At 59.3% G+C, this 25957-nt stretch carries 27 protein-coding genes; 16 read left to right on the forward strand and 11 right to left on the reverse strand.

The window, feature by feature from the left end:
• Window positions 1-44: 44 nt before the first annotated feature.
• From LG300_RS01705 to coaBC, 3 genes are read right to left on the reverse strand one after another with little or no spacing between them, the layout of a single operon-like run.
• The gene (locus LG300_RS01705; protein ID WP_404376688.1) at window positions 45-1433 is read right to left on the reverse strand and encodes a phosphomannomutase/phosphoglucomutase; all 1389 of its coding nucleotides are present in this window, start codon (window positions 1431-1433) and stop codon (window positions 45-47) included.
• A 48-nt stretch (window positions 1434-1481) separates the two neighbouring features.
• A complete protein-coding gene (dut, locus tag LG300_RS01710; RefSeq protein WP_404376689.1) occupies window positions 1482-1943 on the reverse strand; it encodes a dUTP diphosphatase in 462 nt (153 codons plus the stop codon).
• 2 nt (window positions 1944-1945) lie between these two features.
• Window positions 1946-3214 (reverse strand): bifunctional phosphopantothenoylcysteine decarboxylase/phosphopantothenate--cysteine ligase CoaBC, encoded by a 1269-nt coding sequence (gene coaBC / locus LG300_RS01715; RefSeq protein WP_404376690.1) that lies wholly within the window; start codon window positions 3212-3214, stop codon window positions 1946-1948.
• 149 nt (window positions 3215-3363) lie between these two features.
• On the opposite strand from coaBC, the gene radC reads away from it, so the two are divergent.
• The 7 genes from radC (at window position 3364) to ald (ending at window position 8769) form a co-directional block, all read left to right on the forward strand.
• Window positions 3364-4038, forward strand: a complete 675-nt coding sequence (gene radC, locus LG300_RS01720) for a DNA repair protein RadC (protein ID WP_404376691.1) — start codon at window positions 3364-3366, stop codon at window positions 4036-4038.
• Between the two features lie 263 nt (window positions 4039-4301).
• Window positions 4302-4538, forward strand: coding sequence for a 50S ribosomal protein L28 (gene rpmB, locus LG300_RS01725; RefSeq protein WP_038481085.1), 237 nt, complete (start codon window positions 4302-4304; stop codon window positions 4536-4538).
• A 37-nt stretch (window positions 4539-4575) separates the two neighbouring features.
• Window positions 4576-4731 carry a 50S ribosomal protein L33 gene (rpmG, locus tag LG300_RS01730; RefSeq protein WP_009098622.1) on the forward strand — a complete coding sequence of 52 codons (156 nt, stop codon included), beginning with the start codon at window positions 4576-4578 and terminating at the stop codon, window positions 4729-4731.
• Window positions 4732-4869: 138 nt separating this feature from the next.
• Window positions 4870-5697 carry a bifunctional DNA-formamidopyrimidine glycosylase/DNA-(apurinic or apyrimidinic site) lyase gene (gene mutM / locus LG300_RS01735; RefSeq protein ID WP_404376692.1) on the forward strand — a complete coding sequence of 276 codons (828 nt, stop codon included), beginning with the start codon at window positions 4870-4872 and terminating at the stop codon, window positions 5695-5697.
• An 82-nt stretch (window positions 5698-5779) separates the two neighbouring features.
• Window positions 5780-6970: a class I SAM-dependent rRNA methyltransferase gene (locus LG300_RS01740; protein WP_404376693.1), complete on the forward strand. Its 1191-nt coding sequence runs from the start codon at window positions 5780-5782 to the stop codon at window positions 6968-6970.
• A gap of 58 nt (window positions 6971-7028) precedes the next feature.
• On the forward strand, window positions 7029-7463 hold the full coding sequence (locus tag LG300_RS01745; RefSeq protein WP_404376694.1) for an acyl-CoA thioesterase: 435 nt from the start codon (window positions 7029-7031) through the stop codon (window positions 7461-7463).
• Window positions 7464-7653: 190 nt separating this feature from the next.
• Window positions 7654-8769, forward strand: coding sequence for an alanine dehydrogenase (gene ald / locus LG300_RS01750; protein ID WP_404376695.1), 1116 nt, complete (start codon window positions 7654-7656; stop codon window positions 8767-8769).
• 40 nt (window positions 8770-8809) lie between these two features.
• Here ald and LG300_RS01755 read toward each other — a convergent pair whose 3' ends face one another.
• The gene (locus tag LG300_RS01755; RefSeq protein WP_404376696.1) at window positions 8810-9058 is read right to left on the reverse strand and encodes a SlyX family protein; all 249 of its coding nucleotides are present in this window, start codon (window positions 9056-9058) and stop codon (window positions 8810-8812) included.
• A gap of 110 nt (window positions 9059-9168) precedes the next feature.
• Here LG300_RS01755 and LG300_RS01760 point away from each other — a divergent pair, with 110 nt between their 5' ends.
• Window positions 9169-9699, forward strand: coding sequence for a cold-shock protein (locus LG300_RS01760; protein ID WP_404376697.1), 531 nt, complete (start codon window positions 9169-9171; stop codon window positions 9697-9699).
• A 519-nt stretch (window positions 9700-10218) separates the two neighbouring features.
• Window positions 10219-11607: a group II intron reverse transcriptase/maturase gene (gene ltrA, locus LG300_RS01765; RefSeq protein WP_404376698.1), complete on the forward strand. Its 1389-nt coding sequence runs from the start codon at window positions 10219-10221 to the stop codon at window positions 11605-11607.
• Between the two features lie 72 nt (window positions 11608-11679).
• Here ltrA and LG300_RS01770 read toward each other — a convergent pair whose 3' ends face one another.
• The 7 genes from LG300_RS01770 to map all read right to left on the reverse strand — a co-directional run bounded on the left by LG300_RS01770 (window position 11680) and on the right by map (window position 19465).
• Entirely contained in the window at window positions 11680-12069 is a 390-nt protein-coding gene (locus LG300_RS01770) for a hypothetical protein (RefSeq protein ID WP_404376699.1), read from the reverse strand.
• A complete protein-coding gene (gene dapE, locus LG300_RS01775; protein WP_404376700.1) occupies window positions 12066-13238 on the reverse strand; it encodes a succinyl-diaminopimelate desuccinylase in 1173 nt (390 codons plus the stop codon). The genes LG300_RS01770 and dapE overlap by 4 nt, the downstream gene beginning before the upstream one ends.
• The gene (gene dapD, locus LG300_RS01780; protein ID WP_404376701.1) at window positions 13225-14250 is read right to left on the reverse strand and encodes a 2,3,4,5-tetrahydropyridine-2,6-dicarboxylate N-succinyltransferase; all 1026 of its coding nucleotides are present in this window, start codon (window positions 14248-14250) and stop codon (window positions 13225-13227) included. Before dapD ends, dapE begins: the two co-directional genes overlap by 14 nt.
• A gap of 43 nt (window positions 14251-14293) precedes the next feature.
• On the reverse strand, window positions 14294-14638 hold the full coding sequence (locus LG300_RS01785; RefSeq protein ID WP_404376702.1) for a Spx/MgsR family RNA polymerase-binding regulatory protein: 345 nt from the start codon (window positions 14636-14638) through the stop codon (window positions 14294-14296).
• A gap of 36 nt (window positions 14639-14674) precedes the next feature.
• A complete protein-coding gene (gene dapC, locus LG300_RS01790; protein WP_404376703.1) occupies window positions 14675-15871 on the reverse strand; it encodes a succinyldiaminopimelate transaminase in 1197 nt (398 codons plus the stop codon).
• A 127-nt stretch (window positions 15872-15998) separates the two neighbouring features.
• The gene (locus LG300_RS01795; RefSeq protein ID WP_404376705.1) at window positions 15999-18674 is read right to left on the reverse strand and encodes a [protein-PII] uridylyltransferase; all 2676 of its coding nucleotides are present in this window, start codon (window positions 18672-18674) and stop codon (window positions 15999-16001) included.
• The gene (gene map / locus LG300_RS01800; protein ID WP_404376706.1) at window positions 18674-19465 is read right to left on the reverse strand and encodes a type I methionyl aminopeptidase; all 792 of its coding nucleotides are present in this window, start codon (window positions 19463-19465) and stop codon (window positions 18674-18676) included. Before map ends, LG300_RS01795 begins: the two co-directional genes overlap by 1 nt.
• Before the next feature lie 321 nt (window positions 19466-19786).
• On the opposite strand from map, the gene rpsB reads away from it, so the two are divergent.
• The 7 genes from rpsB to ispC all read left to right on the forward strand — a co-directional run bounded on the left by rpsB (window position 19787) and on the right by ispC (window position 25954).
• Window positions 19787-20536 (forward strand): 30S ribosomal protein S2, encoded by a 750-nt coding sequence (rpsB, locus tag LG300_RS01805; RefSeq protein ID WP_404376707.1) that lies wholly within the window; start codon window positions 19787-19789, stop codon window positions 20534-20536.
• A gap of 212 nt (window positions 20537-20748) precedes the next feature.
• Window positions 20749-21618: a translation elongation factor Ts gene (gene tsf / locus LG300_RS01810; RefSeq protein ID WP_404376708.1), complete on the forward strand. Its 870-nt coding sequence runs from the start codon at window positions 20749-20751 to the stop codon at window positions 21616-21618.
• Between the two features lie 123 nt (window positions 21619-21741).
• A complete protein-coding gene (gene pyrH, locus LG300_RS01815) occupies window positions 21742-22512 on the forward strand; it encodes a UMP kinase (protein WP_404376709.1) in 771 nt (256 codons plus the stop codon).
• A gap of 4 nt (window positions 22513-22516) precedes the next feature.
• Window positions 22517-23074, forward strand: coding sequence for a ribosome recycling factor (gene frr, locus LG300_RS01820; protein WP_404376710.1), 558 nt, complete (start codon window positions 22517-22519; stop codon window positions 23072-23074).
• Between the two features lie 87 nt (window positions 23075-23161).
• A complete protein-coding gene (gene uppS / locus LG300_RS01825; protein WP_404376712.1) occupies window positions 23162-23947 on the forward strand; it encodes a polyprenyl diphosphate synthase in 786 nt (261 codons plus the stop codon).
• Window positions 23940-24761, forward strand: coding sequence for a phosphatidate cytidylyltransferase (locus LG300_RS01830; RefSeq protein ID WP_404376713.1), 822 nt, complete (start codon window positions 23940-23942; stop codon window positions 24759-24761). Before uppS ends, LG300_RS01830 begins: the two co-directional genes overlap by 8 nt.
• Window positions 24758-25954, forward strand: coding sequence for a 1-deoxy-D-xylulose-5-phosphate reductoisomerase (gene ispC / locus LG300_RS01835; protein ID WP_404376714.1), 1197 nt, complete (start codon window positions 24758-24760; stop codon window positions 25952-25954). The genes LG300_RS01830 and ispC overlap by 4 nt, the downstream gene beginning before the upstream one ends.
• Window positions 25955-25957 lie beyond the last annotated feature (3 nt).

The raw sequence follows: 25957 nt of genomic DNA on the forward strand, positions 1-25957 counted from the left end.
TGTATGACAACGGTTTTAACACGTCGCGCGTTCTATGGGCGCGATCATGCTGTTGTCGAGGCCGGTATGGTCAGGGTGGGGGCGACACCGTGTAGCGCTTTTTCAAAGCGTGCGCGGATGCGGGCCAGCGCTGCACTATCTTTGCCCTCGAAACGCAGTACCAGCGCAGGCGTCGTGTTCGAGGCGCGGCATAGCCCCCAGCCATCCGCGTAGTCAACGCGAATGCCATCCAACGTGGTTTTGATACCTTCGCCGAAGTCGCCCTCCCTGGCAAGCGTCTCGACAATGGCGAACTTTGCTTCCTCCGCAACGCTGACGTTAATTTCGGGGGTGCTGATATCCTGGGGAAACTGGTCGAAGAAGGCGTCTGCGTCGCCGGGGAACCGGGCGAGGATCTCCAGCAGCCTGGCCGCCGAGTACAATCCGTCATCAAAACCGTACCAGCGCTCTTTAAAGAAAATATGCCCACTCATTTCACCGCCCAGTAGCGCGCCGGTCTCCTTCATACGCGCTTTGATCAGTGAGTGGCCGGTGCGCCACATCTCAGGCTCGCCGCCAGCCTCGCTAATCACCCGGGCAAGATTGCCGGTGCACTTGATGTCGAACACCACTTTCGCCCCGGGGTTACGCGACAGCATATCGGTGGCAAACAACATCAACAGGTGGTCAGGGTAAATCATACGCCCACGGGGCGTGACGACGCCCAGGCGATCACCGTCGCCGTCGAAGGCAAGGCCGATATCGGCACCGCTCTGCTGGACGTGGCGGATCAGATCCTGCAGGTTTTCCGGTTTGCCGGGGTCGGGGTGATGGTTGGGGAAGCGGCCATCGATCTCGTCAAACAGCGGTGTGGTGGTGACCCCAAGCCGCTGAATAAGCTGCGGGCCAAGCTCTCCGGCCACACCATTGCCGCAATCCACCACGGCGCTGAGCGGGCGCTCCACCTTTACGTCGCCCATGATGCGTTCCAGGTAGCGGGCGCGCAGATCTTGGCTGCTCACGTTGCCTTGGCCCTGGGTGAAGTTGCCCGCTTGAATGCGCTCAAAGAGCGCAGTAATCGCGTCGCCCGATAATGTTTCGCCCGCCAGGACGATTTTAAAGCCATTGTAGTCCGGCGGGTTGTGGCTGCCGGTGAGCATCACCCCTGAGCGGCTCTCTGGCAGCGTGTGGGTGGCGAAGTAGAGCACCGGCGTGGGCACCATGCCGATATCGATAACGTCCCGCCCGGCGGCCTGCAGGCCGCGAATGAGTGCCGCTTGCAGGCGCGGCCCAGAGGTGCGGCCATCTCGCGCTACAACCACCGTCTGTTCGCCACGCTCAGCGGCTTCTGAGCCGACGGCGCGGCCAATCAGTTCGGTGGTGGCTTCGCTTAGTGTGTCATCCACGATGCCGCGGATATCGTAAGCGCGAAATATCGAAGCGGGTACGGTCATCATCGGTCCTTGAAAAACGCTGAAAAGGGAGTGGGCTGGCGAACGGGGTTACTGACGGCCGGTGCTGCCGAAACCGCCGCTGCCGCGAGTAGAGTCGGTAAAGCGATCGACGATATCGAGTTCAGCTTGCACCACGGGGACCAGAACGTACTGGGCGAGCCGCTCGAAGGGCGCAATCGTGAAGCTGTCCTGGCCGCGATTCCATACCGAGATCATTAGCTCGCCCTGGTAGTCGGAGTCGATGAGCCCAACTAGGTTACCCAGCACGATGCCGTGTTTATGGCCGAGGCCAGAGCGCGGCAGAATCATTCCCGCTAAACCCGGATCTTCAATATAGATGGCAAGGCCGGTGCGGACGAGCTGACATTCGCCGGGAGCAAGGGTGAGCGGCTCATCCAACAGGGCACGTAAGTCCATGCCCGCAGAGCCTGCCGTGGCGTAGGAGGGGAGGTAGTCGTGCAGGCGCTCATCCAACACATTGCACTGCAGGCGAGGGCGGGGGCTGCTCATGGTTAGGCTCCAGAAGAGGTCAAAGAGAGTTGCTTGAGTGCATGCTGAATAATCAGCGCTGCCAGTTGGGTTTTGGGTTGCGGCGGGGCAACAAGCTGCTCGGTATGGGTAGGCGTGCGCCATAGCAGCAGCGCTGCGTTGTCGTCGCTGCCAAAGCCCAGGCCCTGCTGGGAAACATCGTTGGCGACGATCATATCCAGCCCTTTGCGGGCCAGTTTGTCCTGGGCGTAGCGCTCGACGTCTTGGGTCTCGGCGGCAAAACCCACCACAAAGGGGCGCTGGCCTTCAGGCAGCGCCGCTACGTCGGCAATGATGTCTGGATTTTTCACCAGCGTGAGCGTCAGCGTGTCCTGGTCGTCGGTTTTTTTAAGCTTGTGCTCGGCAGCGCTGGCGGCGCGGTAATCGGCCACCGCCGCGCAGCCGATAAACAGCGCCGCCTGGGGCGCTAGCTCAAGCGCTGCTGCATGCATTTGTACGGCGGTTTCGACGTTGAGCCGCTCGACTCCTTGGGGAGTAGGCAAATTCACCGGGCCGCTGATCAGCGTTACCCGCGCCCCTTGGGCGGCCGCTTCCGCGGCCAGGGCGTAGCCCATTTTCCCCGAGCTGTGATTTGACAGGTAGCGCACCGGGTCCAGCGCCTCGCGAGTGGGGCCGGCGGTGATCACCACGTGGGGTGCGCTGGCGGAAGCGGCGACAGGCGGCGCAAAGTGGCGGATCACTGCTTCCAGGATCTCTTCCGGCTCGCTCATGCGCCCTGGGCCGATGTCGCCGCAGGCCTGGTCTCCCGCTGCCGGACCAATCAACTGCCAGCCGTCTTTGGCCAGCTGCTCCACATTGCGCTGAGTGGCTGGGTGGCGCCACATGGCCTGGTTCATGGCCGGTGCGATGAGGCGCGGTGCTTCAGAAGCAAGGCATAGAGTGGTCAGTAAGTCATCCGCCACGCCATGGACCAGCCGCGCGATCAAGTCGGCGGTGGCCGGGGCGATGACGATGGCATCCGCCCAGCGGGCCAGCTCGATATGCCCCATGCCAGCTTCCGCTTCAGGGTCGAGTAGCGAGGTTCGCACCGGTTCGCCGGAGAGAGCCTGTAGGGTAAGAGGAGTAATAAACGCTTGGGCTCCTTCGGTCATCACTACACGAACCTCGCAGCCAGCCTGTTTTAGCAGCCGCACGATAAGGGCGCTTTTGTAGGCTGCGATGCCGGCGCTAACGCCCAGCAGTAGGCGCTTACCCGCTAGCGACGATAAGGGAGAGTGCGAAAGTGGGGCCATGGTGGGCAGTCCAGTGTGACGATCAATAAGGGGCTTACCATACCATTTGGCTGATTATTTTGGCATGCTCGGCAGAGTCGTCATAAAGCTAGGTATAGTGAGGTGTGCGGCCGAGGCAGCACGCTAAAAGAACCGGAAGGGGGGCGTGGATGGGGATTAATCACTGGCCCGAAAGCGAACGGCCGCGGGAAAAGTTACTGAATATGGGCGCACAGGCGCTTTCCGATGCCGAACTGCTCGCCATTTTTCTGCGTGTCGGCGTACAGGGGCGCTCGGCGGTAGATTTGGCGCGGGACTTGCTGGCAAGCTTCGGGGGCTTAAGGCAGCTGCTAGAGGCGGACCAAACCCAGTTCTGCGCTGCCCGTGGCTTGGGGAGCGCCAAGTATGCCCAACTGCAGGCTACCCTGGAACTCTCTCGGCGGCATTTGGCTAGCCAGCTCGCCCGTGGCAATGCCCTAACGTCGCCTGCGCTGGTGCGCCACTATCTAAGCTCGCAGCTGCGTCACTTGGGGCATGAAGAGTTCGCCGTACTTTTTTTGGATACACAGCACCGAATTATTCGCTATGAATCCCTATTTCGCGGTACCCTAGACAGCGCATCCGTTTACCCCCGCGAAGTTGCCAAGCGTGCGCTGGAACTACACGCTGGTGCTGTCATCCTGGCCCACAACCACCCATCGGGTGTGGCTGAGCCCAGCGATGCCGATCGACGTATCACTGAACGCTTGAAAGATGCCCTTGCACTCTTTGACGTGCGGGTACTCGATCATTTTGTGGTGGGGGACGGAGAAGTGGTGTCATTTGCCGAGCGCGGCTGGCTATAGCCGTCATCCCACCGGTATGAGGCGTGTGGCGAGCCTGTGGGTTACTGCCATTTTGCTAAGTAAATTGTCCAAAAACGCGCTTTTTTGGCCTTTTTGGGCGGTTTCGCTTGCTGGTAGCCGGGTGCTCTGGTATAAAGTGCCACCTTTGAACTTGGGTTGAATAACGGATTTGGGTACAGCTAGGCGGTTAACTGCGTCGACTCCCTCCCTGCTCCGGTTTGCCCGACAGTTTTGAACAACTCGCCAAGCGGTTGGAGGCTCTCATGTCCAAAGTATGTCAGGTTACCGGCAAGCGTCCGGTAACTGGTAACAACGTTTCTCACTCCCAGCGTAAGACTCGTCGTCGTTTCTTGCCGAACCTGCACACCCATCGTTTCTGGGTTGAATCCGAAAACCGCTTCGTCAAGCTGCGCGTTTCCTCTAAAGGTATGCGCATCATCGACAAGAAAGGTATCGAGACGGTTCTGGCCGACATCCGCAAACGCGGCGACGCTATCTAAGCTAGCTTTTGCTAAGCACTTTTGGGAGAGTTAAACCATGCGCGATAAGATCAAGCTGGTGTCTAGTGCCGGTACTGGCCACTTCTACACCACTGATAAGAACAAGCGGAACACCCCGGATAAGTTCGAATTCAAGAAATACGACCCGGTGGTCCGTAAGCACGTTATCTACAAGGAAGCCAAGATCAAGTAATCGCGGTTACGATGATCGGCTTTCACCGCAGGCGAGCGCCTGTTGAAAAACCCGGCCCAAAGCCGGGTTTTTGCATGTCTGTCGTTAGCGCTATGACCGTTAATCGCTGTCACTGTGCTGTCATCATAGGCTTTCATCATGCCCGAACTGCCTGAAGTTGAAACCACACGACGTGGCATCGCCCCCTATATAGAGGGGCAGGAAATTACCGAAGTGCGGGTGCGCCAGCCACGCCTGCGGGTACCGGTGCCGGACGACCTAGCCGAACGCTTAGTCGGCGCGCGAGTGGGCGAGTTGGCCCGACGAGCTAAATACCTACAGATTCCGCTAGCCACCGCCGATGGCAGTGCCACGCTGCTGTGGCACTTAGGCATGTCGGGTAGCCTGCGTATTGCCCGCTTGGGGGATTTGCCGAAAAAGCACGACCATGTGGATGTGGTGACCGCCAGCGGCTACGTGCTGCGCTATCACGACCCGCGTCGGTTTGGGTTTGTCGACTGGCAGCAGGGCGACGGCAGCCGCGATACCCGCCTAGCCCACCTTGGCCCTGAACCACTTAGCGATGCCTTCAACGGCCAGTGGCTCTATCGCCTGTCGCGTAATAAGCGGGTGGCAGTAAAGCCCTTTTTGATGGACAACCGTGTGGTGGTGGGGGCGGGCAATATCTACGCTGCCGAAGCGCTGTTTATGGCAGGCATCGACCCGCGCCGTGCGGCGGGGCGTATTTCCCGAGCGCGCTACGATGCGCTGGCGGCGGCGGTGAAAGAGGTGCTGGCGGCGGCCATTACCCAAGGTGGCACCACGCTGCGCGATTTTGTCAGCGGCCAGGGGGAACCCGGTTACTTTGCCCAGCGGCTGAACGTCTACGGGCGCCACGGGCAGCCCTGCCTACGCTGTGGCAGCGAGCTGAAGCGCATTACCCTTGGCCAGCGGGCCAGCGTATTTTGCCCTGGCTGCCAGCGTTAGCGGCCGCCTTGGGGCGGTGAACTGTTTTGCTTATGCTTACAGCGCCTAAGCGCTCTGTAAGCCTGCTCTTTTGGAGATTGTTGTGACCCAACGCCTGCGCCTGAATAAAAACGCCGATCGCCGCTTGAAAGCTGGCCATCTGTGGATCTACTCCAACGAAGTCGATATCAAAGAGACGCCGCTGAAAAACTTTGCAGCGGGCGAGCCTGTGTTGGTAGAGGCATCCAACGGTAAAACCCTGGGCGTTGCCTACGTGAACCCGCACTCGCTGATCTGCGGCCGCATCATGTCTCGCGACCCTGAAATGCGCCTGGATCGCTCGCTGTTCGTGCATCGCTTTAATCAGGCCCTAGCGCTGCGCCAGCGCCTGTTCGACCAGCCGTTCTACCGTCTGATTCACGGCGAGGGCGACCTACTGCCTGGCCTGGTGATTGATCGTTTCGGCGATGTGCTGGTGGTGCAGCTCAATACGGCCGGTATGCAGGCGCTGGCGGAAGACATCGTTGATGCCCTGGAAAAAGTGGTTAAGCCGAGCGCTATCGTCTTCCGCAACGACACCGGTGGCCGCCGTCAGGAGGGCCTGGAAGCCCACGTGGAAGTCGTCAAAGGTACGCTGCCCGATGAAGTGCTGCTGGTCGAAAATGGCGTCACCTTTGCCGTCCCGGTGCTGAACGGCCAGAAAACCGGCTGGTTCTATGATCACCGGGTCAACCGTGCCTGGCTCAACAGCCAAGTGGCCGGTAAGCGCGTGTTGGACGTCTTCAGCTATGTGGGCGGTTGGGGCGTTCAGGCGGCGGCCAGCGGCGCATCAGAAGTGCTCTGCGTGGACGCATCCGGCGCGGCGCTGGAGCAAGTGGCGCGCAACGCCGAACTCAACGGCGTTCAAGAGCAGGTGGCGATCGGCGAAGGCGATGCTTTTGAAGTCCTGGCGGCACTGAAGGCGGATGGCGAACAGTTCGACGTGGTGATTCTCGATCCGCCCGCGTTTATCAAAAAGCGTAAGGACATCCCCAACGGTGAGCGCGCCTACTCGCGTCTTAACCGTGAAGCGATGCGCCTACTGGGCCGCGATGGGCTGCTGCTATCCGCTTCCTGCTCCATGCACCTGGCTCCTGAGCGCCTGGTAGACGTGGTGCGCGGTGCGGTGCGCCACCAGGACCGCCACGGTCAGGTAATTTTCCAAGGCCACCAAGGGCCGGATCATCCGGTACACCCAGCTATACCGGAAACGTCTTACCTGAAAGCGCTGGGTGTGCGGGTATTCCGCGATTAACCCCGCCGTCAGCGGTTAAGCAAGTGATGTGAGGTAGTCAAAAAGAGGAGATAGCCACATGGAGTGGGCGTTGCCGAACCCGTTTGTGATCGACCTAAAAGTGACGCCGGAGGCGATAGATGCTTACCAGCACGTCAACAATAGCGAGTATTTGCGCTGGGTAGAGCAAATTAGTTGGGCTCACTCTGAAGCATTAGGGCTAACCCTTGAGCGCTATCAAACCCTGGATAGGGCAATGGTGGTGCATCGCCATGAGCTGGACTACCTTGCGCCTGCTTTTGTAGAAGATGCCTTGCAGCTGGCAACGTGGATTGTGGCGTGTGATGGCCGCTTTAGCCTAACCCGCCGCTTTCAGTTAAAGCGTGTGGAGGATGGCAAAACGCTGCTCAATGCCCGCACTCGTTTTGCCTGTGTCGCACTCTCTAGTGGCCGCCCGAAGCGCTTGCCGGAAGAGTATCGGCGTATCTATGGCAGCGCTGTGGTGGTGGAGTAGAGTGCCGATGGAGTAGAAGGGTGGGCATGGATTTTTTTGTCTAGCACTGTTAACAGGTAGATTTTTCTGCCAAAAAAACGCCTTAACCGGCGTTTTTTTTGTTTTGCTTTTAAGGGGTGGTGGTTCTCACCGGCTGTGCTGTAATGCACTCATCGGCAGTTAATCCATACTGAAATCGGAGAGTCCAACAATGAAAATCGCCGTTCCAAAAGAGATTAAAAACCATGAGTACCGGGTTGCACTGACCCCCACCGGTGTGCGTGAACTCGTTGGGCGTGGTCATACGGTAAGTGTACAGGTTGGCGCCGGTGAAGGGGCTGGTTTTCAGGATAGCGATTACCAAGCGGCGGGGGCTGCCCTTGAAGCGAGCGTTGATGCGCTGTGGCAAAATGCCGAGCTGATTTTAAAAGTTAAAGAGCCGCAGCCAGAAGAAGTTGCACGACTAACGCCTAACCACACGCTGTTTACCTATTTACACCTAGCGGCTGAAGAATCCCTCACCAAAGGGTTGCTGGCTAGCGGCGCGACCTGCATTGCCTACGAAACCATCACCGATGCGAAAGGCGGCCTGCCGCTGCTGGCCCCGATGAGTACCGTCGCAGGCCGTATGGCCGTGCAGGCAGGTGCGCACAGCTTAGAAAAAGCTCAGGGTGGTTCTGGGGTGCTGCTGCCAGGTGTGCCGGGCGTATCCCCTGGAAAAGTGACGGTGATTGGCGGTGGTGTTGTGGGTGAAAACGCTGCCCGTATGGCGCTTGGTCTGGGGGCCGATGTCACCATCCTGGATAAATCCATTGCCCGACTAGAAGTACTGGATGACCGTTATCAGGGGCGGATAAAAACCGTCTACTCAACGGCGGATGCCTTGGACCAGGCGGCGAAAGAGTCGGATATGATTGTTGGTGCCGTGCTCATTCCCGGTGCGGCTGCGCCTAAGCTAATTACCCGTGCGATGCTGGCAGATATGAAGCCGGGTAGCGTGCTGGTGGATGTGGCCATTGACCAAGGTGGTTGCTTTGAGACCAGCCGGCCTACTACCCATGCCGAGCCGACGTACATCGTTGATGGCATTGTGCATTACTGTGTAGCGAATATGCCCGGTGCCGTAGCGCGTACTTCTACTCTGGGGCTGACCAACGCCACGCTGCCCTTTGTGCTGGCATTGGCAGATAAAGGCTGGCAGAAAGCACTGGCAGACGATGCGCACTTCCTGCCCGGCCTTAACGTTCACGATGGTAAAGTGACCTATCGTGCCGTTGCCGATGCATTTGGGCTGGAAAGCGTTGATCCGGCCAGCTTGGTGAAGTAACCCACCGCTTTCGGGTGGGCGATGAGCCGCTAATTGTGGCCTAGTAGTGAGGTGGAATATCGTCTTCCGGACGAAAACTGCCTTGAGCATCGCCCGCCTGGAGTGCCTGATGCTGCTCCCGTAGCCGTTCACGCATCAAAGCGCTCAACTGCTCCAGTTTTTCCAAGCGGCGCTCCTGCTGGGCGACCGCTTGATCCAGCGTGTCCAACCAGTGCTCTTGGTAAGCTAACCGACTCTCCAATGATTCAAGACGTTGAGCCAGCTCAGCAGGCGATAATTCGTTTGTCATGATAACATCGTTACCTTGTGTAGTATGCTCGGTACTGTTAGGAATGGGCCTAATCATCCGAGTATTGTCCTTCGTCTGTTACCCATACAACAAGAGAGCTTTTATCATCTATGAACCCAAAAGTTGTTTTTCGCTGTTTCTTTATCAGTGTATTACTTGCCGCCCCCACGCCACTTCTTCTGGCGGGGATTGTTCATTTAACCAATGCACCAATGGCTGAACAGTGGTTAGCCGAAGCTGCTTTCAGCGTATATGCCGCTGTGGCGCTAGGCTGCTTTGTGATGTTGTTTATCGGTACATTAGCAGCAGCTGCTTTGGCACCGCCGATGGTGGTTAAAGCGGATGTCACAAGAGTGAAACCCGCACCGCGCCAACCCCAGGCAGCCCCCGTAGTGGAAGATGACGAAGAGGAAGATATCATCGACCCCAACGATGGCCGTGAAGAGGGTGAAGTAAAGTGGTTTAACACTAACAAAGGCTACGGCTTTATTACCCGCGATAACGGGGAAGATGTGTTTGTTCACTTCCGTGCGATTCGCGGCCGTGGCCCGCGAATGCTGGCTGAAGGCCAGATTGTTCGCTACCACGTCATTAAAAACGATCGCGGCCTGCAGGCCGATGACGTCAGTATTATTGAGTAAACGCCCAGGCGCTTGACTGGTAGAGTAAGCCCCCGCCCCGGCGGGGGTTTTTTATGGTGCGCCAGGCATGGCGCGCAGCGCCGTGACTGGCGCTGTTCCTGAGGGTGGTGCCTCAGGATGACTTGGGGGTGAAAGTCCCCTGCACGCCCGGTAAGGGGAAGTGCTAGCCGACGGCAAGGGTGTCTCTCGCGAGGGAGAATCTGAAGGCAGCCCGAGGCAAAACGTTGGCCTGACGAACAGGAAGCGGATACGAGGCGTTATGGCGGGGTGAGATGGCCATAATCATCAAAGCCCAATACTTGCACGGAACGCCATGATGTATATCCGACAGGCATAAGCGGGAAGGTCGCGCGTCTTACCCTGGGAGGTCTGGTGGTTTGCCACGGGCTACCGACGTCGAGAGACGGCGGGATGAACCACCAGACGTCAGCCGAGGCCATAGTAAGTGCCGGTTCACCGCGGCACCAAGGGCCGAACATGAAGAACCGCGAGTAGGCGATAACGTCTCGAGGATCGATCATGAAGACAGACTATGACGCTGCTACCGTCACTCACCCAGAGGGGCAGGAGCAGAACTCCGGGCCCCGGCCGGTGAGCGTCGAGACGGTCCCGGCGTCGCTATCGTGGACGAAAGCGGAGTCAGCCTCGCTGATGGAACGGGTCGTTGACCCGGAGAACATGCAGCGGGCTTACCGTAAGGTGGTTGCCAACAAAGGTGCACCAGGTGTTGATGGCATGACGGTGCATCAGTTGGCTAGCCACCTAAAGCAGCACTGGCCAACGCTGCGCGAGCGGCTGTTGGCCGATGCGTATCACCCCAGCCCGATCCGAGCCGCCACGATCCCCAAGCCAAAAGGTGGAGTGCGGCAGCTCGGAATGCCCACGGTCACTGACCGACTGATCCAGCAGGCGCTGTCACAGGCACTCATGCCGCTCTTCGACCCGGCCTTCTCCGCGTCGAGTTACGGTTACCGCCCTAAGCGCAGCGCTAAGCAGGCCGTCTCGGCCATGAAGGCCCACGTCACCGCTGGCCACCGCTGGGTGGTCGACCTTGACCTGGAAGCCTTCTTCGACCGAGTGAACCACGATCTGCTGATGGCACGGGTCGCGCGGCGCGTTGACGACAAACGCGTGCTTCGCCTGATCCGTCGCTATCTGGTGGCGGGCATGTTCCAGCACGGCTTGCCCACGCCGAGACGGCAGGGGACGCCCCAAGGCGGGCCGCTCAGCCCGCTACTGGCGAATATCCTGCTGGATGACCTGGACAAGGAACTGGAGCGCCGAGACCACCGCTTCTGCCGCTACGCCGATGACGTGCAGGTGTACGTCAACAGTCGGCGGGCGGGAGAACGTGTCATGGCAAGCCTGAGTGAGTATCTCGAGAGCTCACTTCGGCTAACGGTCAATCGGGCCAAAAGTGCGGTGGATCGGCCATGGAAACGCAGCTATCTGGGCTACCGTCTTACTTGGCACAAACAGTCGAAACTGACGCTGGCCAAGACCAGTCTGAAGCGCATGATGCAGCGGGTGCGTGAGATCCTGAAGCGTGGCAGGGGGCGCAACATCCAACGGATAATCGACGGGTTGGGGCCAGTCCTGCGTGGATGGGCCAACTACTTCAGCCTTGTTGAAGTGAAACGGCCCTTGGAAGCGCTGGATCAATGGATACGTCGCCACTTACGTGGCCTAATCTGGCGGCAATGGAAACGCCCAGTGACCCGGCGCCGGAAACTTCGGGGGCTGGGGCTGGACGCGTACCGTGCCTGGAAATCGGCGGGTAATGGGCGAGGCCCCTGGTGGAATGCCGGGGCATCGCACATGAACCAGGCTCTCCCGAGAAAGTGGTTTAATGACCAGGGTCTGATCTCGGTACTGGATACGGTAAGATGGCTTAAACGTTCTGCATGAACCGCCGTATACGGAACCGTACGTACGGTGGTGTGGGAGGGCGCCGAGGGTGACCCCGGCCCCTACCCGATATTAACGACCTGAATCCGGCCATTCGATGGCTTTCTCCTGGCCGCCGGGCAGCACTTGCCAGAAACGGTCTGGGTCATCGCCGGGGTGCCAGCCCCCCAGGGAGCAGCGGACTTCGACCTGCAGCGCCTCAGCGGCGTGCTGGGCGCACTCCTGGTCGGTGTGCCACGGGGTATGGGCGCTATCGAACCAAAGGCTGGCGAAGCCATCGGCAGCGTTATCTACCAGCAGTACCGGGACGCTATCGCCCTGGTGGTGGCCACGGGTTTTCCACTTGCCTTTGCCTGCCGGGGTAAGCGGCGGTGCGTTCAGCACCGCTTCCAGCCAGGCGTTAATATCATCCAGCATGGCCTTTGCCAGATACACTTCGATATCCGGAAACCGCTCCATCATACGCGTACCTCGTTGTTGGTCAGTAGCGCTTGAAGGGTTGCTTCGTAGATACGGCTCAACGCATCCAGGTCGCTGGCACGTACGCGCTCGTTCACCTTGTGAATGGTGTCATTGAGCGGGCCCAGTTCTACCACCTGCGCGCCTAGGGTCGCAATAAAGCGCCCATCCGAGGTGCCGCCGCTGGTGGAGAGCTGCGGGCGCTCGCCGGTAACGGCTTCGACACCACGAATCGCGGCGTCTACCAACTCGCCCTCGGCGGTGAGGAACGGTTCACCGTTCAGCGTCCAGTCAATGTGGTACTCAAGGCCATGCTTATCCAAAATCGCTTCGGTGCGCGCTTTTAGCTCTGCGTGGGTGACTTCCGTTGAGTAGCGGAAGTTAAACACGACTTCCACTTCGCCGGGGATAACGTTAGTTGCGCCGGTGCCTGCGCGGAAGTTGGAAATCTGGAAGCTGGTAGCGGGGAAGAAGTCGTTGCCTGCATCCCAGTGCTCGTTGACGAGTGCATCCAGGGCCGGCATGGCCTGGTGGATGGGGTTGCGTGCCAGGTGTGGGTAGGCCACGTGGCCCTGCACACCCTGCACATGCAGCACACCGCCCAGCGAGCCACGGCGCCCGTTTTTGATGACATCGCCCAAACGCGAGGTGGAAGAGGGTTCGCCCACGATGCAGTAATCCAGACGCTCATTGCGCTCGCGTAGATGCTCAACCACGGCGCGAGTGCCGTCTACCGCCGGCCCCTCCTCGTCAGACGTAATCAAAAACGCAATGCGGCCATCGTGATCTGGATGGCGTTCGACGAAGCGCTCCACCGCTGTCAGCATGGCGGCGAGGCTACCCTTCATATCCGCTGCGCCACGCCCGCAGAGCATTCCTTGGTCGTCAATGCATGGCTCAAAAGGAGGGTATTGCCAACTGGTATGCGGCCCGCTGGGCACTACGTCGGTGTGCCCAGCAAACGCGATCACCGGGCCGTGGTGGCCGCGTACCGCCCAAAAGTTTTTCACATCGCCAAACGGCAGCTGCTCAATATGGAAACCGAGCGCCGTTAAGCGCTCGATCATCAGGTCCTGGCAGCCTTCGTCATCTGGCGTCACCGATGCCCGGCTAAGCAGTTCAAATGCTAGCGTGAGCGTGGGTGACAGTGCTTCAGGCTCAGTTATGGGCATGTAGCGCCTCGTTCAGCGCAATGGCGCTTTTATTGGTCAGGCATTCGATGCGGCCATTCTGCGAGTTGCGGCGTAGCAGCAGGTCGTCTTGGCCGGCCAGTTCGCGGGCGGCGACGGTGTTCACTTCCTGACCCTGGTCATCCAGCAGCGTCACTTTGGATCCGGCAGTAATGTAGAGCCCTGCTTCGACGGTGCAGCGGTCGCCAAGCGGAATGCCGATACCGGCGTTGGCACCAATCAGGCAGCCTTCACCCACTTTGATGACAATATTGCCACCGCCGGAGAGCGTGCCCATGGTCGAGCAGCCGCCGCCGAGGTCGGAGCCTTTGCCGACCATCACGCCTGCGGAAATACGCCCTTCGATCATGCCGGGACCTTCGGTGCCTGCGTTGAAGTTGACAAAGCCTTCGTGCATGACCGTGGTGCCTTCGCCCAGGTAAGCGCCCAGGCGTACGCGGGCGGTGTCGCCAATGCGGATGCCGGTGGGCACCACGTAGTCGGTCATTTTGGGGAATTTGTCCACGCAGTCGACGGATAGCGTGCGGCCAGCCAAGCGCGCCTTGAGGCGACGGGCGGGCAGCTCTTCGATATCGATGGCGCCTTCGTTGGTCCAGGCGATGTTACGCAGCAGGCCAAACATGCCGGTCAGGTCCAGGCCGTGGGGCTTCACCAGGCGATGCGAGAGCAGGTGTAGCTTCAGGTACACTTCAGGCGCGGTTTGCGGCGGTTGGTCGGACTCCAGGAACATCGCCACCAGCGGGCGCTGGCTAGCGGCAAACGACTCAGCAAGCGCCGCCTGCTCGGAGTGGCCTGCCGCTTCCAGCGCTTTGGCCAGGCGCGTGCAGTCTTCCGGCAGGAAGCTCACCGGGGCGTTGCCAGCGGGTGCGTCCAGGGCTTCCTTGGCCGCTGCGATCAGGCTCTCATCCGGGTTGAGTAACGGTGCCGGGTAGTAGATCTCCAGCCAGTCGCCCTGGGTGTTTTGGGTGCCGATTCCAAGCGCAAAGCTCAGCATAACGCGTATTCCTTAGAGGTTGGTTGCAAATAATGAGTAAGGGTTAGCCACTTAGCTTGTCGTAATCGCCGTCGCGATAGCCGATCAGTATGGAGCCGTCATCTAGCTCTAGCAGCGGCCGTTTTAGCAGCGTGGGGTATTTGAGCAGTAGCTGGCGCGCAGAGTTGGCATCGTAGTCTTTCTCTTCGTCGGAGAGGTCGCGCCAGGTTTTACTGCGTTTATTGATCACCTCCACCAGCGGGACGCGATTTAGGATGTGCTCTAACAGCGCGGCGGAAAGGCCATCTTTACGCAGGTCGTGGGTTTTATACAGCAGCGCTTTCTCATCCAGTGCTTTGCGCGCTTTGCGGCAGGTATCACAGGTGCTAATGATATAGAGCGTCAGCATACAGCCTCCTTTCGTCGTCTTATGCGGCGCGGTGCGCTAGCCGCGTTCGACCAGTTGGCGAAGGCGCTTGGCCGCTTCTAGCGTCGGCTCAAGCTCCGCTACTAAGGCTAAGCGTAGCCGACCCGCGCCTGGGTTCTGGCCGTTTTGCCCCGGGCGGCCCATGAGGCTGCCGGGCAGTACGCTGACGTGCTGTTCGCTGAACAGCCGCTGGGTAAAGGCGATATCGTCCCCGCCAGGTACCGCTGGCCAGAGGTAGAAGCTTGCTTCTGGAGTGGGGAACTCCATCACCGGGGCAAGCACATCCGTCACCGCGCTGAATTTTTCGCGGTAGGCGTCGCGGTTGGCCCGCACGTGGTTTTCATCCTGCCAAGCCGCTATCGAAGCGTGCTGCAGCGGCAAGGACATGGCGCAGCCGTGGTAGGTGCGGTAACGCTTAAACGGGGCTAATAGGTCCGCATCCCCCGCCACAAAGCCAGAGCGCAACCCTGGTAGGTTGGAGCGCTTGGAGAGCGAATGGAACACCACGCAGCGGCGGTAGTCATCGCGGTCAAGCTCGGCGCAGGCCTGCAAAAGCCCTGGCGGTGGCGTGTTCTCGTCCAGATAGAGTTCGGAGTAGCACTCGTCGGAGGCGATGATGAAGTCGTGCTCGTCGGCCAGGGCAATCAGCTGTTTGAACTCGGCCAGCGGGGTGACGGCGCCGGTGGGGTTGCCCGGCGAGCAGATAAACACGATCTGTACGTCGCGCCAGGTGTCGGCGCTGACCGCTGAAAAATCGGGGCGGAAGCCGTTCTCGGCGGTGCAGTCTAGGTAGAGTGGCTCGCCGCCTGCCAGCAGGGTGGCGCCTTCGTAAATCTGGTAGAAGGGGTTGGGCACGGCCACTTTAGCGGGGCGGGTGCGGTCCAGCGCGGCCTGTACAAAGGCGAAGATGGCTTCGCGGGTGCCGTTCACCGGCAGCACCTGGCGCTCGGCATCCAATCCCGCCAGTTGGAAGCGCTGGGTGGCCCAGGTCGCAATCGCGTCGCGTAGGGCGGGAAGGCCGTTGGTGGCCGGGTAGCGGGCCATCTCTAACTGGTGGGCGATGAGCGCCTCCAGTGCGCCTTGGTAGGGGGCGTGCTGGGGTTCGCCAATCGTCAGCGGTATATGCGCCAGTCCCGCCGGGGGCGTAAGCGTCGCTTTGAGGGCGGCCAGCTTTTCAAACGGATAGGGGTGTAGGGCGTTGAGATCAGGGTTCATGGCGCGTCCGTTGAGAGCGTAAGGGCGGGAACTGTGGGCAAAACCATTTAATTTATCGAATCGCCGATTATAGGCAAGCCCTGGGGCAGGCTCAAACCTAACCACCAGGGTGTGCCTACTTTCTAGGTTAAACCCCCAATACCTCAATCAGCCGTTCGCGGAGCTGCTGCTGGCGTTCGGGGTCGGTGAGCGGCTCGCCTGCCTTGGTGGTGATGAAGAAAACGTCCTCCACCCGCTCGCCCAGCGTGGCGATCTTGGCCGCGGAGAGGGCGATATCCTGCTCCATAAAGATGCGCCCTACCCGGGCCAGCAGGCCGGGGCGGTCGGGGGCGGTCAGTTCCAGCAGGGTGCGCTCGTTGGCCGGGTCCTGCTCAATGACCACCTCGGTGGGCACTTTGAAGTGCTTGAGCTGGCGCGGCGTGTGTCGAGTGACGATTTCTGGATAGTCATCCGGGTCATCCAGCTCTTCTACCAAGTGCTGGCGCATCTCTTCAATGCGCTCCGGATCGCGAATCGGCTGGCCGTGGCTATCCAGCACGATAAAGGTGTTGAGCGTCCAGTCGTTGTGGGAAGTAGCAATGCGGGCATCGTGAATTGAGAGCCCCAGCTGCTCCATGGCAGCGGCGGTGGCGGCGAACAGGTCATCCACCGAGCGGGTGTGGATAAACACCTTGGTGCCGCCCTCGGCCATATCGGTAGTGGGGGCGCTGATCAGCACCAGCGGTAGCGGGGAGGGCTGGTGGTTCAGGATGCCCTGGGTTTGCCAGACAATCTCGCTGGGCGCGTACTGCAGGAAGTAATCCTCGCCCAGAGACTCCCACAGCTGGTCGATTTGGGTGCTATCAACCCCCACCGTTTGCAGCAGCGAGCGTGCTTCGGTGCGGGTTTCGCGCACCCAGTCGTCGCGGTCCGGTGGGTTTTTCAGGCCGCGCCGCAGGGCGCGTTTGGTTTCCGCATGGAGCTGGCGCAGCAGCGACGCCCGCCAGCCGTTCCACAGCGTGGGGTTGGTGGCGTTGATGTCAGCGACGGTGAGCACGTAGAGGTAGTCCAGGCGGGTTTCGTCGCGCACGATGAGGGCGAAGTCGCGGATCACGTCCGGGTCGCTGATATCGCGCTTCTGGGCGGTCATGGACATCAGCAGATGATGCTCCACCAGCCAGCTGACTAAATTAGTGTCGTGCTGGGAGATGTGGTGGCGTTGGCAGAACTGCTCGACATCCCGCGCGCCGATTTCTGAGTGGTCGCCACCACGCCCTTTGCCGATATCGTGGAACAGGCCGGCAATCCACAGCAGGTCCAGCTTGGGCAGTTGATGGATCAAGGCGGCTGCCACAGGGAAGTCAACCTTGGCATCCGGTTTGCGGAAGCCATGAAGAAACTTCAACAGGCGCAGGGTGTGGGCATCCACCGTATAGATATGGAACAGATCGTGCTGCATCAGCCCCACCGCGCGGCCAAACTCCGGCAGGTATTTGCCGAGGATGCCGTAGCGGTTCATACGCCGCAGCTGGCGGGGGACGTTACCCGGCGCGCGCATAATGGCCATAAACAGCCGCTGGTGGCGTGGGTCTTCCCGGTAGTGGTCATCGATTTGGTGGCGGTGGTCACGAATCAGCCGAATGGTGTCGGCGCGTACCCCTTCGATTTCCGGGTGCTTGGCCATCAGCAGGAAGAGTTCCAGCATGGCCGCCGGGCGCTCGCGGAACAGGTTACGGGAGCGCACCTGGATATAGCCGCCCTTGGTTTCAAAGCGTTCGTTCAGCTTAACGGTTTCCAACGACTCCTTGCCGCGCAAAATCACTTCGTCGAAGTGCTGTAGCAGCATATCGTTGAGCCCGGCGAGGGCCGTCACGTGGCGGTAGTAGCGTTTCATGAACTGCTCGACCGCGAGCCGCTCGGGGGTATCTTTAAAGCCGAACATCTCGGCAATGGTGCGCTGATGATCAAACAGCAGCCGGTCCTCGGCGCGTCCGGTTAGCATGTGCAGGGCGTAGCGCACCTGCCAAAGAAATGCTTGGCCCTGGCTAAGAATGCGTAGCTCGGCATCATTCATAAAGCCGTTGGCGACAATATCGGTGTACTGCTCGGTGCCGAAGTGGCGCTTAGCGACCCAACCAATCATCTGGATATCGCGCAGGCCACCAGGGGAGCTTTTGAGATTGGGTTCCAGGTGGTACTCGGAGTTGTTGTAGCGGTAGTGGCGGGCGATTTGCTCCTGCCACTTGGCCTCGAAAAAGCGGTCGGCGGGCCATAGGTTGGGTGTGCTTAAACGCTCACGCATTTTCTCGCGCAGGCTTTCCGGCCCGGCGATCAGACGTGACTCCAGCAGGTTGGTAATCACCGTCACGTCCGCTGCGGCTTCACGTTCGCAGTCATTAAGCGAGCGTACGCTGTGGCCAATCTCTAGGCCGATATCCCATAGGAAGGTGATAAAAGCGCTCAGCGGCTCCCGGTAGGGGGTGTCATCGTCATGCTCGAGCAGTAGCAGTAGGTCAATATCGGAGTGGGGGTGCAGCTCGCCGCGCCCGTAGCCGCCCACGGCCACCAGCGCCACGCCGTCGTCGGGCCAGGCGTGCTGTGCCCAGGCGATAGCGAGCAGCTGGTCGAGATACCACGCCCGGCCGCGCACCAAGTCGCGAATATCGGCGCCAGCGCGGAACTGCTCATCCAGACGCGCCTGTATTTCCCGCAGCGCGGCTTTGAATGGGGCGATGGGGGAGCGCGACCCGGCAAGCTCGCTGCGAAACCGGTCAAGGTCGTAAAGCGACGTGTCCGGCTCAAACCGGTAGTGGTGAAGAAGCATCAGCGGTTCAGAAAACTAAAGTCTTCGTCGCTGCGTGCGGTGAGCACGTCAACGCCGGTGTCGGTGACGAGCAGGGTATGCTCCCACTGGGCCGACAGGCTGCGATCCTTCGTGACGGCGGTCCAGCCATCACGCAACACTTTGGTTTTGTAGCCGCCCACGTTAATCATCGGCTCGATGGTGAAGCACATGCCCGCCTCCAAGCGGATATCCGCGTCTGGCGCGTAGCCGTCGTAGTGTAGGAACTGCGGGTCTTCGTGGAAATCGGCACCAATGCCGTGGCCACAGAAGTCGCGTACTACTGAATAGCCGTGGGCCTCAGCGTGTTTCTGAATCACTCGGGCGAGTTCGGATAGGTGTACACCGGGCTTTACCAACTCAATGCTTTTATATAAGCACTCCTGGGTGATACGGCAGAGCCGCTCCCCCTGGATGGTGTCGCCAATCACGAACATCACGCTGGAATCGCCGTGGTAACCATCGGGGGTGCGTACGGTGATGTCCAGGTTCATGATGTCGCCGTTTTTGAGCTTTTTGGCGTCATCGGGTATGCCGTGGCATACCACATGGTTAATAGAGGTGCAGGTCGCTTTGGGGAAGCCGTGGTAGTTCAACGGTGCCGGAGTAGAGCCTAACTCGTTAACGATGTACTCGTGGCACAGGCGGTCGATCTCGCCGGTGCTAATACCCGCTTTGACGTGGGGAGTGATCATCTCGATAACGCTGGCAGCCTGGCGACCGGCTTCGCGCATTTTCTCGATTTCAGAAGGCGTTTTGATAGGAACGTTCATGAATTCTCGATGTGGCTTCTGGGTAAGTGATGAGCGGCAAATTGAGCGCCGAGACGCGGCTGCGACTTCATCTTGGCAATGATCTATGGTATAAAGCCGCGCGCTTTCCTGCAATCGCCATCCAATGCTTCTTTACTGGCTGGTGCGGCGCGAAAGGGCAACGAAATCGCAACGCAGCGCTGCTGGGTTGCACAACAGCAAGCCTTGAAAACACACATGCACCGGCACATGGTCCCGGGTGCCTTTAGCGACGTTTGACGGCGCTACTGGTCGGATCCATGGGGTGCGTGGAGGCCTAACCCGAGTTTCAGGAGTTTTACCATGTCTCACGTTAATATGCGTGACCTGCTGAAAGCAGGTGCTCACTTCGGTCACCAAACTAAGTACTGGAATCCGAAGATGGGTAAATACATCTTCGGCGCGCGCAACAAGATTCACATCATCAACCTCGAGCACACCCTGCCGGCGCTGAACGAAGCGATCGACGTGGTCGAGAAGATGGCGGCATCCAACAACAAGATTCTGTTTGTTGGCACCAAGCGCAGCGCTAGCAAGATCATCAAAGAAGAAGCGAATCGCGTTGGCCAGCCGTTCGTCAACCATCGCTGGTTGGGCGGCATGCTGACCAACTTCAAGACCATCCGTCAGTCTATCAAGCGTCTGCGCGACCTGGAAACCATGCGCGAAGACGGCACGTTTGACAAGCTGACCAAGAAAGAAGTCTTGATGGCAACGCGTGAGCAAGAGAAGCTTGAGCGTTCTATCGGCGGTATCAAGAACATGGGCGGCCTGCCGGACGCACTGTTCGTTATCGACGTTGACCACGAGCGTATCGCGATCAACGAAGCCAACAAGCTGGGTATCCCGGTTATTGGCGTGGTAGATACCAACTCTAACCCGGATGGCGTTGATTACGTGATCCCGGGTAACGATGACTCCATCCGCGCTATCCAGATCTACGTGAAGGCGATTGCCGACGCGTGTGGTCGTGCGAAAGAAGGTCGTCCGGACGAGTTCGTCGAAGTGACTGAAGAAGCCGCTTCCGCCGACACTAACGCTGCCGCCGAGTAAGGCTGCAGTGGTGCGGCGGGCAGGTGAGCCGCATCGTGTTAAGAGGGGGCCTATGCCCCCTTTTTCCCGCTTCGGGTTCGCCCAAGTGGGCCGATCATGCCGGATCAATACCGGCAAGCGCTCTGCACAGTGATACGCAACGGTCATCTATCGTGCTTATACTCTGTAGCGCGTTTAACTCTCAGTTAGAACCATTTCCGAGGTGAAATCCCATGGCAGCTATCAGCGCCTCCCAGGTTAAGGAACTGCGCGAACGTACCGGTCTTGGCATGATGGAGTGTAAAAAAGCACTCACCGAAGCCGACGGTGACATCGAAGTCGCGATCGAAAACCTGCGTAAAAGCTCTGGTCTTAAAGCCGCGAAGAAAGCGGGTCGTACCGCTGCAGAAGGTGCCGTTGTTACTCGCGTAGCGGACGATGGCAGCTACGGCGTAATGGTCGAAATCAACTCTGAAACCGACTTCGTTGCCCGTGACGACAACTTCATTGGCTTCGCTAACAAGATTGCTGATGCGTTCTTTGCAGCGAAAAACGAAGACGTTGCCGCAGTCATGGCGGGTGATCTGGAATCCGCTCGTGAGCAGCTGGTTCAGAAAATCGGCGAAAACATCGGCGTGCGTCGTGCCGTTGTCGTGAATGCCGTTGAAAGTGGTCTAGTGGGCGAATACGTTCACGGCGGCCGCATTGGCGTTCTGACCGTCCTGAAAGGCGGCACCAGCGAAGCAGCTAAAGACGTTGCTATGCACGTAGCAGCGATCAACCCGGCGGTTGCCCATCCTGACGATATGCCGCAAGAGCAGCTGGACAAAGAGAAGGCAATCATCCTGGCCCAGCCGGACATGGCCGGTAAGCCTGAGCAGATCGCTGAGAAGATGGTTCAAGGCCGCCTGAAGAAGTACCTGGCCGAGAACAGCCTGACCGAGCAGCCGTTTGTTAAAGACCCGAACCAGTCCGTTGCTGAATTCGTCAAAGCAGCCGGTGGTGAAGTGGTCAGCTTCACTCGCTTTGAAGTGGGCGAAGGCATCGAGAAAGAAGAAGTCGACTTCGCTAAAGAAGTTATGGAACAGGCTGGCCGTCGCTAAGGTCAGAGGTTCCAGCAAGAAGATGGCGTGCGCGCGAGCGCACGCCTTCGTGTATCCGGCCCCTGTGAAATTACAGGCGCTACCTCGCCCACCTGTGCCCAGGTCTGCCCCAGGAGAGATGCCATGTCGCGTGATGTTCAAGAGCCTACCCCTACTGCTGCCACTAAAATTGATAAATCAAAGTCGAAGTACAAGCGTATTTTGCTGAAGCTATCGGGCGAAGCGCTGATGGGTGAGCACGATTTTGGTATTGATCCGAAAGTGCTGGATCGCATGGCGCTGGAGATCGGCCAGCTGGTCGGGATTGGCGTGCAGGTCGGGATTGTGATCGGTGGCGGTAACCTGTTCCGTGGTGCGGCGCTGAATGAAGCCGGCATGGATCGGGTCACGGGTGACCACATGGGAATGCTGGCAACGGTAATGAATGCCCTCGCCATGCGCGATGCGCTGGAGCGCTCCAATATTCGCTCCCGGGTGATGTCGGCGATTCCCATGAGCGGTGTGGTGGAGCACTATGACCGCCGCACTGCCATCCGCTATTTAACGTCGGGCGACGTGGTGCTGTTCTCGGCTGGCACCGGTAACCCGTTCTTCACCACCGACTCTGCTGCTTGTTTGCGCGGCATTGAAGTAGACGTAGACGTTGTCATCAAGGCCACCAAGGTGGACGGCGTGTACAATAAGGACCCGGTGAAGCACCCCGACGCCGTAAAATACGACCAGCTCTCCTATGACGACGCTCTGGACCAGAAGCTGGGCGTAATGGATTTGACCGCAATCTGCCTGGTACGTGACCATAATATGCCGGTGCGGGTATTTGATATGAACAAGCCTGGTGCCCTGCTTAACCTCGTGGTTGGGGGCAAGGAAGGCACGCTGATAGACAGAGGGTAACAACGTGATCAACGACATCAAGAAAGATGCAGAGTCTCGCATGAAGAAGAGCGTTGAGGCGCTGCACAGCAACTTCAATAAAATCCGCACGGGCCGTGCTCACCCCAGCATCCTGGATGCCGTGACTGTTGAATATTACGGTGGTCAGGTGCCGCTGAACCAAGTAGCTTCTGTGAACGTTGAAGATGCCCGTACCCTGACCGTCGCTCCCTGGGAGCAGGGCATGGTGCCGAAAATCGAAAAAGCGATTATGACCTCCGACCTGGGCCTGAACCCGTCCAGCGCTGGTAACGTGATTCGCGTACCGATGCCGATGCTGACCGAAGAGACGCGTAAAGGCTATATCAAGCAGGCGCGCAGCGAAGCGGAAACCGCCCGCGTGGCGGTACGTAACGTGCGCCGCGACGCCAACGGTGACTTCAAATCTCTGCTCAAGGAGAAAGAGATTACCGAGGACGATCAGCGTCAGGGTGAAGATGAAATCCAGAAGCTAACCGACAAGTATATTGCCGAAATCGACAAGGCACTTGCCGCGAAAGAGCAGGATCTCATGCAGGTTTAATCCCTGCGTTCATTTAGCCACGGGCGGCGCGTCTGCCCGTGGGCCATCGCTTGGCTTATTTATGACTGATCTTTGGTGCGAGAACCCATGACGTCTCCGCAGCTTCCCCAAGAGCAGCCGGGCGGCACGACGCCTTCTCGATCCGAGGAAGCGCTGCCGTCCCATGTTGCTATCATTATGGATGGTAACAACCGCTGGGCGCGGGCACGTGGGCTTTCGGGTGTACGCGGCCATCGCGCAGGTGTTGAGGCCGTGCGCGCGGTGATTGAGCGTGCGGCCGAGCGAGGCATTCAAACGCTGAGCCTGTTTGCATTCTCCAGCGAAAACTGGAAGCGCCCCGCCGCTGAAGTGAATGCGCTGATGGAGCTGTTTTTGATGGCGCTCAAGCGTGAAGTCAAAAAGCTTAATGAGCGCAATATTCGCCTGACGATCATTGGCGAGCAACGCGGGTTCTCCCATGCGATTCAAAAGCACATCCAACGCGCCGAAGCGCTGACGGCAGATAATACCGGGCTGCATCTGGTGATTGCCGCCAATTACGGCGGCCAGTGGGATATTGCCAGGGCCGCGCGCCAGCTGGCCGAACAGGTTGCTGCCGGTGAGTTGGCACCTGAGGCGATTGATGAGGCACGCTTGGATGCCGCTATGAATACTGACCAGGTGCCACCCGTGGACCTTTGTATTCGTACTAGTGGCGAGCAGCGGCTCTCGAACTTTATGCTATGGCAGCTGGCCTACGCCGAACTGCACTTTTCGCCCCTGCTATGGCCAGATTTTGATGGGGCGGCTTTTGACAAAGCGCTTGACGACTTTTGCTTACGACGTCGCCGCTTTGGCATGACCGACGAACAAATAGAGGCGCAAGGTGCTTAAACAGCGGATGATCACCGCAGCCTGGTTAGCCCCCGTAACGCTAATTGGTCTGTTTGGATTACAGGGAGGTGCCTTTGCGCTCTTTACAGCGCTCATTGTGCTGTTAGGTACCTGGGAATGGACAAACTTAGCGGGCGTTATCGCCGCGCGTACGCGTTTAGCGCTGGTGGCCGGTATGGCGGTGCTCATGGCGCTGCTGTGGCTAAGTGGTGCCGCCTTTGCGGTTTGGCCCTTGTGGCTGGCAGCCGCCGGTTGGCTGCTGAACCTCTATTGGGTGACCCATTACCCCGATAGCAGCCAGCAGTGGCAAGCCACCTCGCGCCGCCTGCTGATGGGCGTTTGGGTGCTGTTGCCGTGCTGGGTAGGCTTTAACGTGTTGCGTGAGAGCGGTGCGGTGTGGCTACTGTTTGTACTACTGCTGGTCTGGACAGCCGATATCGGCGCCTACTTTGCTGGGCGCCGCTGGGGAAAGCGCAAGCTCGCCCCACGGGTTAGCCCGGGTAAGTCCTGGGAGGGTGTCTATGGTGGGTTAGCTGCCACGACGCTGCTAGCGCTGCTGTTTGCCATTTGGCAGCCCCTTGGAGCGATGGGGGGCGTCGCACTGGTCGTCATTACTGCCGTCGTTACCCTCATCTCCGTGCTGGGCGATTTGCTTGAAAGTATGCTGAAGCGCCACCGTAATATTAAAGACTCCAGCCAGTTATTGCCGGGTCACGGTGGCGTGCTGGATCGTATCGACAGCCTGACGGCTGCCATTCCCATCTTTGCGCTGTTCTATCTGCAGGTACTGCCTCTCCAGGTGGGCGCGCTATGAGCCACTCCTCCGTCAAGTTTGTCACCGTGCTAGGCGCCACCGGCTCTATCGGCAAAAGCACGCTGGACGTGATTGCACGTCATCCCGAGCGCTACCGCGTTTATGCGCTAACGGCGCATACCTCGAAAGAGGCGCTTTTTGCCCAGTGCAAAGCCCATGCTCCGCAGTTCGCGGTGCTGGATAAGGAGGCTGACGCGCAGTGGCTGCAGCAGTCGCTGTCTCAGGCAGGCCTAGATACCGTCGTCATGGCGGGGGCGGGGGCACTTTGCGAAGTGGCCCGAGCACCTGGGGTAGATATCGTGATGGCGGCTATCGTGGGGGCAGCGGGCCTGCTGCCTTCGCTGGCGGCGGCCGAAGCGGGTAAGCGCGTACTGCTGGCCAATAAGGAGGCGCTGGTAATGAGCGGTGCGCTGTTTATGGATGCCGTTGCCCGCTCTGGCGCTACTTTGCTGCCCATCGATTCTGAACATAATGCCATCTATCAGTGTCTACCCAGCGAGCATCGCGGTGGATTAGCAAAGCATGGTGTACGACAGCTGCTGCTGACGGCATCGGGCGGGCCGTTTCGCGGCTGGTCGGCCGCCGATATTGCAAACGCTACGCCGGAGCAGGCCTGCGCCCACCCTAACTGGTCCATGGGGCGTAAGATTTCCGTGGATAGCGCCACGCTGATGAATAAAGGCCTTGAGCTCATTGAGGCGTGTTGGCTGTTTGACGCCGCCCCCGAGCAGATTCAGGTCGTTGTTCATCCGCAAAGCGTGATTCATTCCATGGCGGCCTATGACGATGGTTCTGTCATTGCCCAGTTGGGTAACCCCGATATGCGGACTCCGATCGCCTATGGGCTGGCTTGGCCTGAGCGTATTGATGCAGGTGTGGAAGCGTTAGACCTGTTCCAAGTCGCACGGCTCGACTTTGAAGCGCCGGATGAGACGCGCTTCCCTTGCCTGCGCCTAGCGCGGGAGGCGATGCAGATAGGCGGTGCTGCTCCGGCAGTGCTTAACGCTGCTAATGAAGTCGCCGTTGAAGCGTTCTTGTCAGGAGGCATCGCATTTGGTGCGATACCGAACGTTGTTGCGAAGGTGATGGCTATGCCATATCAAGGGCAGGCTGATTCCCTGGAGCGCGTGCTTGCTGCGGACCGCTGGGCGCGGGAGCAGGCCACGTTAACCATACGCCAGTTAACCGCCTAGCCT

The sequence above is a fragment of the Vreelandella aquamarina genome, from assembly GCF_044805175.1.
GTDB classification, from domain to species: domain Bacteria; phylum Pseudomonadota; class Gammaproteobacteria; order Pseudomonadales; family Halomonadaceae; genus Vreelandella; species Vreelandella aquamarina_B.